General features: G+C 61.5%; 10 protein-coding genes. 9 read left to right on the plus strand and 1 reads right to left on the minus strand.

What is annotated here, in order from left to right:
• Positions 1-123 precede the first annotated feature (123 nt).
• A complete protein-coding gene (locus DTF_RS24580; RefSeq protein WP_051361474.1) occupies positions 124-2,277 on the minus strand; it encodes a sigma-54-dependent Fis family transcriptional regulator in 2,154 nt (717 codons plus the stop codon).
• A 374-nt stretch (positions 2,278-2,651) separates the two neighbouring features.
• Between DTF_RS24580 and DTF_RS0118930 the strand changes: the two genes are divergently transcribed.
• From DTF_RS0118930 to gap, 9 genes are all read left to right on the plus strand, one after another.
• Positions 2,652-3,146, plus strand: a complete 495-nt coding sequence (locus DTF_RS0118930) for a glycine zipper domain-containing protein (protein ID WP_035058157.1) — start codon at positions 2,652-2,654, stop codon at positions 3,144-3,146.
• A gap of 54 nt (positions 3,147-3,200) precedes the next feature.
• Positions 3,201-3,605: a hypothetical protein gene (locus DTF_RS0118935; RefSeq protein ID WP_027716591.1), complete on the plus strand. Its 405-nt coding sequence runs from the start codon at positions 3,201-3,203 to the stop codon at positions 3,603-3,605.
• Between the two features lie 73 nt (positions 3,606-3,678).
• Positions 3,679-4,425: a potassium channel family protein gene (locus tag DTF_RS0118940; protein ID WP_027716592.1), complete on the plus strand. Its 747-nt coding sequence runs from the start codon at positions 3,679-3,681 to the stop codon at positions 4,423-4,425.
• Positions 4,422-5,636: a sodium:proton antiporter gene (locus DTF_RS24585; protein WP_035058160.1), complete on the plus strand. Its 1,215-nt coding sequence runs from the start codon at positions 4,422-4,424 to the stop codon at positions 5,634-5,636. The genes DTF_RS0118940 and DTF_RS24585 overlap by 4 nt, the downstream gene beginning before the upstream one ends.
• Positions 5,637-5,795: 159 nt before the next feature.
• Complete coding sequence (locus DTF_RS0118950; protein ID WP_027716593.1) at positions 5,796-6,059, plus strand: hypothetical protein; 264 nt, start codon at positions 5,796-5,798, stop codon at positions 6,057-6,059.
• 174 nt (positions 6,060-6,233) lie between these two features.
• Positions 6,234-8,732: a glycogen/starch/alpha-glucan phosphorylase gene (locus DTF_RS0118955; protein ID WP_027716594.1), complete on the plus strand. Its 2,499-nt coding sequence runs from the start codon at positions 6,234-6,236 to the stop codon at positions 8,730-8,732.
• Between the two features lie 147 nt (positions 8,733-8,879).
• The gene (locus DTF_RS0118960; RefSeq protein ID WP_027716595.1) at positions 8,880-9,809 is read left to right on the plus strand and encodes an L-lactate dehydrogenase; all 930 of its coding nucleotides are present in this window, start codon (positions 8,880-8,882) and stop codon (positions 9,807-9,809) included.
• Between the two features lie 68 nt (positions 9,810-9,877).
• Complete coding sequence (locus DTF_RS24590; RefSeq protein WP_051361475.1) at positions 9,878-11,557, plus strand: mechanosensitive ion channel family protein; 1,680 nt, start codon at positions 9,878-9,880, stop codon at positions 11,555-11,557.
• A gap of 96 nt (positions 11,558-11,653) precedes the next feature.
• The gene (gene gap, locus DTF_RS0118970; protein ID WP_027716596.1) at positions 11,654-12,721 is read left to right on the plus strand and encodes a type I glyceraldehyde-3-phosphate dehydrogenase; all 1,068 of its coding nucleotides are present in this window, start codon (positions 11,654-11,656) and stop codon (positions 12,719-12,721) included.
• Positions 12,722-12,769: the final 48 nt, after the last annotated feature.

A 12,769-nucleotide genomic window follows, 5' to 3' on the forward strand; every position in this document is an offset into this window, starting at 1 on the left:
GGCTCATGGATGGTTCGATAGGATCCTTTATGCAAGGCGACTGAAATCTGAGGAGTGAGGCGTACCAGAAGGGTACGTCGCAGCGACGAAGATGAGGTCAACGCCGCAGATGGGTGCTTTTCATCAGCCTGAACGCGAAGTGATGCCGAGCTTGAGCATTCTTGAGTACAGCGTGGAGGGGTTCATTCCCAGCAGCTTGGCGGCGCCCCCCTCACCTTTGATGCGCCAACCGGTGAGTTGGAGCACTTCGCTGATATGACGCGACTCGATCTCTTCGATGGTCATGATTTTCGACGGAGCAGAATGGCCATTTTCGGGGAGCCTGAGGTTCAGGGTGTCGCCGGTGCTGACGATGGCGGCACGTTCGATGACATTTCTCAGTTCCCGGATGTTTCCCGGCCAGGAGTAACGCTGCAGTGCCTCCATGTCATTCCTGGCGATCTTGTTAATCTTCTTGCCCATTCTTTCCGAGAACTCATGAATGAAATTCCAGGCCAGCATGGGGATGTCATCTCTCCTCTGGCGCAGGGGAGGAACGAAGATCGAGAAAACATTGAGCCGATAGAAAAGATCTTCCCTGAAATTTCCCTTATGCACCTCTTCTTCGAGGTTCCTGTTGGTGGCCACGATGACCCTGATATCCACCTTGATGGTTTTCGGACTTCCCAGCCGTTCAAAACTCCCTTCCTGCAGCACCCGCAACAGCTTGGCCTGCAACTCGGTCGATAATTCTCCGATCTCGTCTAGGAAGATCGTCGAGCCGTCGGCGATCTCGAAACGCCCCGCCTGCCTCGTCAGTGCCCCCGTGTAAGCCCCCTTCTCCCGGCCGAACAGTTCGCTCTCCACCAGCGCCCCGGGAAGAGAAGCGCAGTTGACCTTGATCATGAGCCTCTCGCGACGTGCGCTGAGATTATGGACGGCCTGGGCTACAAGTTCCTTTCCCGTGCCGGTTTCCCCGTGGATGAGCACGATGGAAGTGGTCGGTGCCACCTGATCGATCTGGATCAGGACATTTTTGATCGCTTCGCTCTGGCCGATGATCGTCTCGATCTCCCTGCCGACTCTTATCTCCGATCGGAGATAGTCGGCTTCGAGCTCGATCCGGCTCTTCAGGCTCATGACTTCGTCGAAGGACCGCTTCAGTTCCAAGTCCAACTGCTTGCGTTTCAGCACATCGACGATGATTTCGCCCAGCAGCCGGATTCTTGATATGTACTCCGCCGGCCATGCACGCGGCCGAAGGGTCGCCACATTAAGGCAGTACATGACCGGTGATCCGAAATCGATGGGTATATTGAGGCCGGCTTCTATTCCCAATTCTTTCCTGGTTCGCTTATCGGTATCCGCTTCGGGGGGGAGGTCGTCCGACCGTTCGCGAATGCAAGGCTTCCCCTGCCGCACGATCATATCGTATGCCGCGGGGAAGGCCTGCTTCGGATCAAGCCCCTCCGGCAGGTGCGGCACTTCCGGCGCATAGCTGACGAAGGCGACACGGTTTTCGTCCGTCACGGTGCAGAGCTCGAACAGCACGCAATAATCGGCCCGGAAAAAGGTGCGTACCTGGTCGAGCGCAGCATTAGCGGCGTCATCCACGTCTTCGAAAGGAATATTGATAAAGCGGGCCGAAAGATCGGAAATCAAGGTCTCGAAGCGGATCCGTTCCTCGATCAATTCATTGGATATCTTTCGGCTCAGGGCATTGCCTAGCTCCGACCCGATACGCCTGAGCTGAAAGACCTCCGCTTCGGACCACTCATGCGCATGCCATAGGGTCGATAACGAAAGGCACCCTCGCGGGGCGCCGGCCATGAAAATCGGGAGGGAAATAAGACTTTTGACACCATAGTGCTGGAAGTTCTTTCTGTCCACGGCGGCAAGGTCGGGCAGTTCGTCGACCCGAGCGACACAGACGATCTGCTCCTGCAGCAATTGACGGGTGAGATACGGAAACTCTTCGTTCAGGAACCTGTTGAAGGGAGGTTCAGCCCCTCGCACCGCAAAGTGATGGGTCAGGAAGGCTTCCTCGCCCCGATCCGTAAACTCCCACAGGGCTATCCGGTCGCATCCGAAAAAGCCAGCGATCTCCTTGAGACCTTCCGCGATTTCTCCATCCAGTTCCTTCGAGCCGACATTCTTGAAGCGGGTCGAAATGGAAATCAGCAGCTTGTCGAAGTGCCGGCGTTCGCTCGAAGGTCCTTCGGGAGGCTTTGGGCAGTCAGGGCGGTTATCCCTCTCCTTGTTTCTCAAGCGCGTATTCACGCTGTACTTTCGGGTCATGCCTTTGCTCGTTTCCTTAAACGGAGGCCTCCTCTAATGAAAGACTGACATAGCAGGTCGTCAAGGGAACGATTAATTGCCCCAAATCTTTAGGTGAATCAAATCTAGCATCGTTTTTCAACCTGGCAAGACGGCATTTCATCTCAAAGACGACATATCGTCCCGATCTCCCCCGGAGCAGCATTTCCACCCCCTCTGGCCTGATGACTTTACGTAAGCATTTTAATGGCTTTGAAATGAGGGCCGCGGCACGCCGGATCTGGCATGGAAATCGGAATAGACCGAATTGAGGGCACTGCATTACCAGCCACCGATTCAGGACCGGATGGATGTCGGCTCAGATACGCCGGACGAGACGAAAGGAGCGGCACGACATGACAGGCATAAACATCCTCACGAGAAATACAGTCTCCGGCGTCGTGGCGGCGCTGATTTTCACGGCATTCTCGGCGGGTTCAGTCCGGGCCGCTGCGGAACCCATTGTCTTTCCCAGCCAGGGGCAGAGCGATCAGCAGATGGAGCAGGACAAGTTCAACTGCTATCAGTGGGCCAAGGGACAGACCAGCTTCGACCCGATGCAGGCCCCCACAGCCGCCGCGCCCCCGGAGAAGAAGGGCGGGGTCTTGCGGGGAGCGGCCGGCGGCGCCCTCGCCGGAGCGGCGGTGGGAGCCATCGCCGGTGATGCCGGCACGGGGGCGGCCATCGGAGCCGCTTCCGGCGGAATGATCGGCGGGGCGAGGCGCCATCGAAGCGACCAGGCGCAACAGGAAGCGGCGCAGCAGCAGGCGGCCGGCTATGAACAGCAGCGTGCAACGTACAACCGTGCCTGGAGCGCATGCATGGAGGGGAAAGGCTACACGGTCAAGTAGTCTGGCGAAACCATTCTCAACAGCCTGCGGAAAAGGCAGGAAGGAGAAATCATCATGGAACGAGTCGCAGCCTTTCTCTTTGCGGTCGCCCTGCTCGGCGGCGCCGCTTCCGTCTCGGCCGCGGATGACACCATCCGGACCTGTGCCCTGACCAAGGCCTTCGAGTGCACGAGCGAGGGAGGATGCAGGGAATGGTCGATCCGGGAAATGGCCCTTCCCCGGTTCTTCCGGATCGACCTCAAGGCCAGGACCATCACCTCCCTCGACAAGAATGTGCCGCGCGCGCCGACGATCATCACGGCCATCGATCACCCCGAGGGAATGATCGTTCTGCATGGAGCCGAAAAACGCGGATGGAGCATGACCCTCGGGGAGGATACGGGGACTCTCACCCTGAGCGCCACCGATCCGGAGGCGGGATTCGTCGTCTTCGGATCGTGCCTGAATCCTCCTGACTAATATCACTCCCCTCTCCCTCAGGGAGGAGGGAGTTTCGAAGCTCAAGGACGGGCCAGTTCCAGGAGCATCGCTTATGCAATCCATACCTCAGGCATTCCAGGGGTTCACAGGTTTCTGGTGGGGGGACCGGGGACTCTCGGCCATTCTGGTGCTTCTGTTCGTTTCGCTCTTCCTGGCCCCGCTCGTGGACTCGCCCCTGCTGCGGATGCTCTCCACTCTCTTCTTTTCGTTGCTGCTGATATCCGGAGTGATGAACCTTTCATCCCGTCCGGTTCCACGCCTCATCGCGGGATCCGTCGCCGCAGCGGCCATCGCCCTGAAATGGGCGGACCATTTCAGTGAGAGCCAGGCCGTTGCCGTATGTGCCGGCACGATTTCCCTGCTGTTCGTTGCCCTTCTGACCGGAACCTTGCTGGCCAGGGTTTTCCGGGACGACGGACAGGTGACACGCTACCGGGTGAGAGGCGCCGTGGCGGCCTACCTCCTGGTGGGTTTTACCTTCTCGCACCTCTACCAGGTGTTCGACATCTTAGTGCCTGGCGCATTCTCCATATCCGCAGCCCAGCAGCTGGATTCGGCTGCCAGACAGGAGGACTTCACTTATTTCAGCTTCGTCACCCTGACCACCCTAGGCTACGGCGACTTTACGGCCACACACACGACGGCGCGCATGTTCGTGATCATGGAGGCACTGGTGGGGCAGCTCTACCCGGCGACGCTGCTGGCGCGGCTGGTGTCGTTGCAGATCGGCGGGCGGCAGAATTCGATGGAAGGGCCCCACACGCCAGCCGGGTCGAGGCCCGATGGAGGGGCACCATGACCGTGATCTCCGCCTTTGTGCTTTTGATCCTCCTCTACAGCCTGGTGTCGAGACGGATGGAGCGGACTCTCCTGACCCCCCCGATCTTCTTCCTGCTGGGGGGTGTGCTCCTCCTGCTCTGCTATCCCCACTTCGAGGAGATGATGATCAAACGGGAGAGCTTCCTGCTGATGGCCGAGATCGGCCTGGTCATGCTTCTGTTCACCGACGCCACCCATATCCCCTTCAAAGTCCTTAAGGACAGCCGCCAACTGCCGGTCCGCCTGCTGACCGCCGGCATGCTGCTGACAATCCTTGCCGGGACTCTCTGCGGGGTGCTGCTCCTGCCGATTTCCTTCTGGGAGGCCGGAATCCTGGCCGCCATTCTGGCCCCGACAGACGCCGGCCTGGGTCAGGTCATCGTCCAGAGTCCGCGGGTGCCGAAGCGGATTCGGCAGGCGCTCGACGTCGAGGCCGGTCTCAACGACGGACTTTCGGTCCCTTTCCTGATGTTCTTCATCGCCGTTGCCAGCTACGGCACCGATGGGGGGGGCATGATCCTGGGGAGATTTCTCTTCGAGCAGCTCGGGATCGGCGCGGCGGTTGGTTGCGGCATCGGCCTGGTCGGGGGTTTCCTGCTCGGCCGTGCCCAGGAGAGGGGCTGGATGACCGGGGAGGCCCAGCAGCTCGGGCTGGTGAGCCTGCCGCTGCTGAGCGTCCTCGCCTGCAAGGCGACCGGCGGCAGCATGTTCATCGCCGCCTACGCGGCCGGGATCGCCGTCCGGGTTGGCTACCAGGACGTGGCCGCTCAGAGTCTCCACTTTACCGAGGGGTGGGGACAGCTGTTCGACTTCTTCATCTTCTTCTATTTCGGCATGGTGGCGACCTTTTTATTCGGTTCACTGAAGCCTGTCCACCTGCTCTACGCCCTGCTCAGCCTGACGGTTGTGCGCATGCTGCCGGTCGCCGTATCCATGCTTGGTCTCAAACTGCGTCCCGCCACGCTCCTTTTCCTCGGATGGTTCGGTCCCCGCGGCCTGGCCTCCATCGTCCTCGGCCTGGTCTTTCTGGAGGAGGCCACCAATCTACCGGGAGAGGAGACGATCAAGCTCGTCGTCGTCGCCACGGTGCTGCTCAGCATCCTCGCGCACGGAGTGACCGCCCTGCCGGGGATCGAGCTTTACGCCCGCATGACCGCACCCGGGGATGGCGGTCCCACTGGGGACGCGTAATGGAGAGGGGGATTCCTCATGCAACGGGTCAGGACGAAAAAGGCTAATAACAGGACCTTGGGAGTCGAGCCAGGTCTCCCGATTATCCGCTCAAGTACGTCGAGGAGGTTTTTTGAGCCAGCACCGCGTCGATCACTCAAACAAAGAAAGGATAAAATCATGCCGGACCTCCAGGAAGTCACCTTCAAGATCAACCTGCTCCAGGGATCCCCGATTACCTTCAAGGTCGGGACGGATGAAGAGAAGCGCCGCAACGCCGCTTACCGGCTGGAAAAGGCGATGGATTCGAGCTACGTAGGTATCAAACTGCCCGACAAGCTGATCCTGATGCCGACGCATAACATCCAGTCCATCGAGATCATGCCGCCGCCGCCGCATAAAATGGTGAACGTCGTTAACGATGCTACTTTGATCGACGAGTAATGACAACCGGCAGCATTTCGCCCATGGTGTGGCAACGCCGGGGTCGAGCGGGGCTGCCAGTGAGTGCGGCAGGGAAATGACGATGCCGGAGGGCGGTCCAGGGAGAGATGCGGTGGCGAGGCAAGGGGGCAGGAGCATTACCGATCATGTCTTCGATTCGGGAGGTTTGACATCATGGCTGAAAAGGGCAAGACCAGAAAAACCGAGGTTCCGGATATCGTCGAGAAGGGGAGCGGCGTTCGCCGGGGGATGAGTGCCACGGATCTCCGGCAGGCCATCCTCGACCACCTCCACTTCAATCAGGCGCGCCTTCCGGACATGGCCACCCGCAACGACTGGTACATGGCCGTCGCCCATGCGGTGCGCGACCGGATGATGGACGATTTGATCAACTCGCTGCATTACCTGGAACGCAAAGAGATAAAGATCGTCAGCTACCTGTCGGCCGAGTTCCTGATGGGGCCGCACCTGGGGAACAACCTGGTCAACCTTGGGATCATGGAACCGGTACGGAAAGCTGTGGCCGAGCTGGGCCAGGATCTCGACGACCTTTTTGGCCAGGAGGAGGAGCCGGGTCTCGGCAACGGCGGCCTTGGGCGGCTTGCCGCCTGCTACATGGATTCGCTGGCAACGCTGCGGGTTCCGGCGATCGGCTACGGCATCCGCTACGAATTCGGCATCTTCGACCAGGAGCTGCGCGACGGCTGGCAGGTGGAGGTGACCGACAAGTGGCTTCGCCTCGGCAATCCATGGGAGCTCTGTCGGCCGGATATCACCTTTCAGGTAGGCTTCGGCGGTCGGACCGAATCCTGGCAGGACGAGCAGGGGCGGTATCGTGTCCGCTGGATACCCTCCCGTGTGGTCAAGGGGGTCGCCTACGACACCCCGGTGGCCGGCTACCGCTCCGGCTTAACCGACGTGCTCCGGCTGTGGAAGTCGGAGGCGGTGGAGTCCTTCGATTTCCAGGCCTTCAACGTGGGGGATTACTACCTTGCCGTCGACGCGAAGGTGATCTCCGAGACCATTTCCAAAGTCCTCTATCCCAACGACGAACCGGCTATCGGCAAGAAACTGCGCCTGGCCCAGCAGTACTTCTTCGTCAGCTGCTCGCTGCAGGACATGATCCGCACCCATGTGTGGCGCGGCGGCTCTTTCGAGGACTTCGCCGGCGGATTCGCCGTACAGCTCAATGACACCCACCCGGCTATCGCAGTCGCCGAACTGATGCGGCTGCTGGTGGACGAGCATGCCCTTGGGTGGGATACGGCCTGGGGGATTACCCGCGAAACGCTGGCCTACACCAATCACACTCTCCTCCCCGAAGCCCTGGAGAAGTGGCCGCTGCCGCTGTTTGCCGAAATGCTGCCGAGGCACTTGGAGATCATCTACGAGATCAACGGCCGCTTTCTCGACAAGGTGCGCCGGCGCTTCACCGGCGACGAAGGGCGGGTCGCCCGGCTTTCGATCATCGATGAAAACGGAGATAAATACGTTCGGATGGCCAACCTGGCATGCGTCGGCAGCCACGCCGTCAACGGTGTGGCGGCGCTCCACTCCGAACTGCTGAAGCAGACCGTGCTGCGGGACTTCTTCGATCTCTCCCCGGAAAAGTTCCACAACGTCACCAACGGCGTCACCCCGAGGCGGTGGATGCTGCTCAGCAACCCCGGGCTGGCCCGGTTGATCACCGACCGGATCGGCGACGGATGGGTGAAGAACCCGAAGGAGCTGCGGAAGCTGGAGTCCTTTGCCCGGGACGTCGCCTTCCAGGATGCCTGGAGGCAGGTGAAGGAGGGGAACAAGGAGAATCTGGCGAAAGTGATCGAGGAGCGTACCGGCATCTCCGTCGATCCCTGCTCCCTCTTCGACGTGCAGGTGAAGCGGATCCATGAGTACAAGCGGCAGCACCTCAACGCCCTGCACATCATCACCCTCTACAACCGGATCAAGCGGGACCCGCAGGGCGATTTCACCCCACGCACCTTCCTCTTCGGCGGCAAGGCTGCGCCGGGTTATTTCATGGCCAAGCTCATCATCAAGCTCATCAATTCCGTGGGGGAGGTGGTCAATGCCGATCCCGACGTGGCGGGCCGCCTGAAAGTCGTCTACTTCCCCGACTTCAACGTGACCAACGGGCAGCTCATCTACCCGGCGGCCGACCTCTCCGAGCAGATCTCCACGGCGGGGAAGGAAGCCTCGGGGACCGGGAACATGAAGTTCTCCCTGAACGGCGCCCTCACCATCGGCACCCTGGACGGGGCCAACGTGGAGATCCGCGAAGAGGTGGGAGAGGACAACTTCTTCCTCTTCGGGCTCAACACGGAGGAGGTGCACGACTTGAAGGCCGGCGGCTACAATCCGCGGAGCTGGTACGAGGGGAACCCGCAGATGAGGGAGACCATCGACCAGATCGCCTCCGGCGTCTTCTCCGGTGGCGACACGGGGCTCTTCCGGCCACTGGTGGATCACCTCCTCCACAGCGACGACTACCTGGTGCTGGCCGACTTCCAGTCGTACCTCGACTGTCAGGACCGGGTGAGCGCGGCCTGGCGCGACACGCAGAGGTGGACGGAGATGTCGATCCTCAACACGGCCCGGATGGGCAAATTCTCTTCCGACCGCTCGATCCGGGAGTACTGCGAGCGGATCTGGAAGGCGAAGCCGGCGCAGTGATCCGTCGTACCGAAGCTGCTGAGCGAGGAAGATCTACAGGATTCCAGGGATACCTAGGGAAATTGTCATGCAGGAATGCTTCAAGAGATCCGGACAAACAGCACGGACGGATAAGACCGTCACCAACGTCATCCCGGGGAGACAGGCATGAAAGTCGGCATCATCGGTTGCGGTTTCGTTGGAAGCAGCGCCGCCTATGCCATGGTCCTGCAGGGCGTTGTCAGCGAGCTGCTGCTCATCGATCTCAACAAGGACCTCGCCGGGGCGCAGGCGGAGGACATTCTGCATGCCACCCCCTTTGCAACCCCCGTTCGGTTGGCGGCCGGCGACTATGAGGACCTGGAGGGGGCGGCCCTCGTCGTTCTCGCATGCGGCGTCGCCCAGCAGCCCGGAGAGAGCCGGATGCAGCTGCTGGCGCGGAACGTCCGGGTTTTCCAGCTGGTCGTTCCCCAGGTCCTCTCACATGCCCCCGAAGCTCTTCTCCTCGTGGCCTCGAACCCCGTCGATCTGATCACCGAGATGGTGACGAGAATTTCCGGACTCCCCTCTGGGCGTGTCTTCGGGTCCGGGACCGTCCTCGACACGGCCCGGTTCCGCACCCTGCTCGGAGAATTCTTCGGCGTCGCGCCCCATTCGATCCATGCCAGCGTCATTGGCGAGCACGGCGATTCCGAGGTTCTCGTCTGGTCGAGCGCCCAGGTGGGCGGGGTGACCCTGAAGGATCTGGCCGCACAGGTCGGCAAACCCGTCGACGCGGAGGTCAAGGCGCGCATCGACGACGGCGTGCGGCGCGCCGCCTACCGGATCATCGAAGGGAAGAAGGCGACCTACTACGGCATCGGGGCCGGCCTGTCGCGGCTGGCGCGGGCGGTGCGCAACGACGAACGCGGCGTCTTCACCATATCGATGCACGAAACGGTCGAAGGGAACGGTGCGATCAGCCTGTCGCTGCCGCGGATTCTCGGAGCGGCCGGCGTCGTCGCGACGCTGCAGCCGACCCTCTCGGCAGAGGAGCAGGAGGGGCTGCGGCACAGTGCCGCCACATTGACGGAGGCCGCCGGGGAGATTTCCCTCTGACGGGAACTGGGCCGGACGTTTCCGCACCCGACGGAGCGCCCGCCCGCAGAGCGTTGTGGAGAGTCCCGATGATTCGCTGTCGTTTCCTCTTTTGGCCGGTTCTGCTCCTCCTCCTTTTCTGGGGAGCGGATACGCTTGCGGCGCAAGCCGAAGGGGACCGGCCGGCGCAGGAGGAACTGGTTCTCGGCCTCCATACGGCTCCGGTGACCGTCGACGGCTACACCCTCTTCCAGGTGCGGGGAATCTCCTCCTTCCCGGCCGAAAAGCGGGCCGCGGCGATCGGCGAACGGATCGTGCAGGCGGCAGCCGATCCGGCCGTCGCCCCCGGCGACCTGCGGAGCGAGGAAGGGGCGGGGTTCAGCACCGTTAAGGCGGGAGAGAGGGTTCTCCTGCAGGTTGTCGATGCCGATGCCGAACTGGAAGGGATCGACCGGCAGACTCTGGTGCGGATCGTTGAGGCCCGGATCGGCGAGGCGATCGCCGCCTGGCGCCGCGACCGAGCCCCCGAACAGCTGCTGCGGCAGGGGGGTATCGCCCTCGGAGCCACCCTGCTGCTCCTTGTTGGGCTGGGGATCGGGCATTGGTGTTACCGGCGTCTGCGGCGCCGGATCGAGGCGCGCCTCCGGGAAAAGATCCACGATGTCCGGATCAAGAAATTCCGGCTGGTGCGGCGCGAGCATTTGTGGCGCCTGCTGACGGCCGTCCTCGGTCTCGCCTGGGTGGCCACCGTTCTGGTTGCGGTCTTTTTTTACCTGTATGGGGTACTTTCCCTGTTTCCCTGGACCCGCGGGTTCGCCAACCATCTTTTCGTGGGGGTGGTCGGGCCGTTCCGGAACCTCGGCCTGGGATTGGCGGAGGAGTTTCCCAACCTCGTTTTTCTCGTCGTCCTCTTCGTTGCCGTCCGTTATCTGCTGAAACTGGTCCGCCTCTTCTTCTCCCGGCTGGCCGACGGCACGGTCGTCCTCCCCGAATTCGAAGCCGAATGGGCCTGGCCCACTTACCGTCTGATGCGGCTGCTGCTGGTCGCCTTCGCCCTGATCGTCGCCTACCCGTACATCCCCGGCTCCGAATCGGGCGCCTTCAAGGGGATATCGATCTTCATCGGGGTCCTCTTTTCGCTGGGCTCCTCCTCCCTCATCGGTAACCTGATCGCCGGCTACTCCATGACCTACCGCCGCACCTTCAAGGTGGGAGACCGCATCAAGATCGGCGAGCATATCGGCGACGTCGAGCAGCGACGGCTGCTCGTCACCTATCTGCGCACGCCGAAGAACGAGGAGGTGGTGATTCCCAACTCCCTCATCCTCAACGGCGAGGTCGTCAACTACAGCGCGCTGGCGCAACAGCCGGGGCTGATCCTGCACACCACCGTCAGCATCAGCTACGAGACGCCGTGGCGGCAGGTAGAGGCGATGCTGGTGGAAGCGGCGCTGCGCACACCGGGGCTCCTCCCGGAACCGCCCCCCTTCGTGCTGCAGAAGGGGTTGGGCAATTTCAGCGTCACCTACCAGATCAACGCCTACTGCCACAAACCGCAGGCGATGAACCGGATCTATGCCGACCTGCACCGCAACATTCTCGATCTCTTCAACGAATACGGAGTGCAGATCATGACCCCGGCCTACGAGAAGGATCCGGAGCGCCCCAAGGTCGTCCCCAGGGAGCAGTGGTACGCCGCACCGGCAAAGGCGCCCGACGGTCAGGGAGAAGGAGATGAGGGGGGCCTCATTGACGGCCGGAGCCAGTGAGATATCGTATGGGAACCGCTCCCGATCTTTTAGCGGAAGCTCGTCGCGGAGGCGGAATAATCGAAAAAGCGCGTACAGCGTCAAAGGAGATAACAGATGGCAGCGAAAGTAGCAATCAACGGCTTCGGCCGAATCGGCAGGCTGGTCCTCATGGCGATGGCCGAACAGGGGCTCATCGGACGGGAGATCGACCTGGTGGCGGTCGTCGATGTCGGCACCGACGCCTCCTATTTCGCCTATCAGCTCAAGTACGACTCGGTCCATGGCCGCTTCAAGGGGGAGGTAAGCACGGCAAAAAGCGACCCGGCGCGGGAGGAAGACGACATCCTCATGCTGAACGGACAGCGGATCAAATGCGTAGCGGCGGCCAAATCGCCCGACCTTCTCCCCTGGCGGGAACTGGGCGTCGAGTACGTGGTCGAATCTACCGGCCTCTACACCGATGCCGCCAAGGCGGCGCTGCACCTCCAGGCCGGGGCGAAAAAGGTCATCATCAGCGCCCCCGGCAAGGGGGAGGTGAAGACCCTGGTGATGGGGGTGAACGAGGGTGAGTACGACCCGGGGAGCCACCACGTGGTCTCCAACGCCTCCTGCACCACCAACTGCCTTGCGCCGTTGGTGCATGTGCTGCTCAAGGAGGGGATCGGCATCGAGACCGGGCTGATGACCACCATCCACTCCTACACGACGACCCAGAAGGTCGTCGACGGCCCCTCGAAGAAAGACTGGCGGGGCGGCCGGGCGGCGGCGGTCAACATCATTCCCTCGACGACCGGTGCGGCCAAGGCGGTGGGGGAGGCGCTGCCGGCGGTGAAGGGGAAGCTCACCGGGATGGCCTTCCGCGTCCCCACCCCCGATGTTTCGGTGGTCGACCTGACCTTCCGTTCGGCGCGGGAAACCTCCATCGAGGAGATCGACGCCCTGATGAAGAAGGCGTCGGAAAGCTACCTCAAGGGGTATCTCGAATACTCGCAGGAGGAGCTGGTCTCCACCGACTTCATCCACTCGGAGAGCTCCTCCATCTACGACTCCCTCGCCACGGTCCAGAACAACCTCAAGGGGGAGAAGCGGTTCTTCAAGGTGGTTTCCTGGTACGACAACGAATGGGGGTACTCCCATCGGGTGGTCGATCTGCTGCGCTACATGATTTCGCGACAGCGGTGAGGATCGTCTCAACGAACTACGAAGGGTGTTGAAAAAACCCGATTTCCG

It is taken from the genome of Desulfuromonas sp. TF (assembly GCF_000472285.1).
GTDB lineage: Bacteria > Desulfobacterota > Desulfuromonadia > Desulfuromonadales > ATBO01 > ATBO01.

Bases quoted from the DNA above. Each gene is read 5' to 3' on its own strand.
- DTF_RS24580 (WP_051361474.1), bottom strand. From the start codon at position 2,277: ATGACCCGAAAGTACAGCGTGAATACGCGCTTGAGAAACAAGGAGAGG.
- DTF_RS0118930 (WP_035058157.1), top strand. From the start codon at position 2,652: ATGACAGGCATAAACATCCTCACGAGAAATACAGTCTCCGGCGTCGTG.
- DTF_RS0118935 (WP_027716591.1), top strand. From the start codon at position 3,201: ATGGAACGAGTCGCAGCCTTTCTCTTTGCGGTCGCCCTGCTCGGCGGC.
- DTF_RS0118940 (WP_027716592.1), top strand. From the start codon at position 3,679: ATGCAATCCATACCTCAGGCATTCCAGGGGTTCACAGGTTTCTGGTGG.
- DTF_RS24585 (WP_035058160.1), top strand. From the start codon at position 4,422: ATGACCGTGATCTCCGCCTTTGTGCTTTTGATCCTCCTCTACAGCCTG.
- DTF_RS0118950 (WP_027716593.1), top strand. From the start codon at position 5,796: ATGCCGGACCTCCAGGAAGTCACCTTCAAGATCAACCTGCTCCAGGGA.
- DTF_RS0118955 (WP_027716594.1), top strand. From the start codon at position 6,234: ATGGCTGAAAAGGGCAAGACCAGAAAAACCGAGGTTCCGGATATCGTC.
- DTF_RS0118960 (WP_027716595.1), top strand. From the start codon at position 8,880: ATGAAAGTCGGCATCATCGGTTGCGGTTTCGTTGGAAGCAGCGCCGCC.
- DTF_RS24590 (WP_051361475.1), top strand. From the start codon at position 9,878: ATGATTCGCTGTCGTTTCCTCTTTTGGCCGGTTCTGCTCCTCCTCCTT.
- gap (WP_027716596.1), top strand. From the start codon at position 11,654: ATGGCAGCGAAAGTAGCAATCAACGGCTTCGGCCGAATCGGCAGGCTG.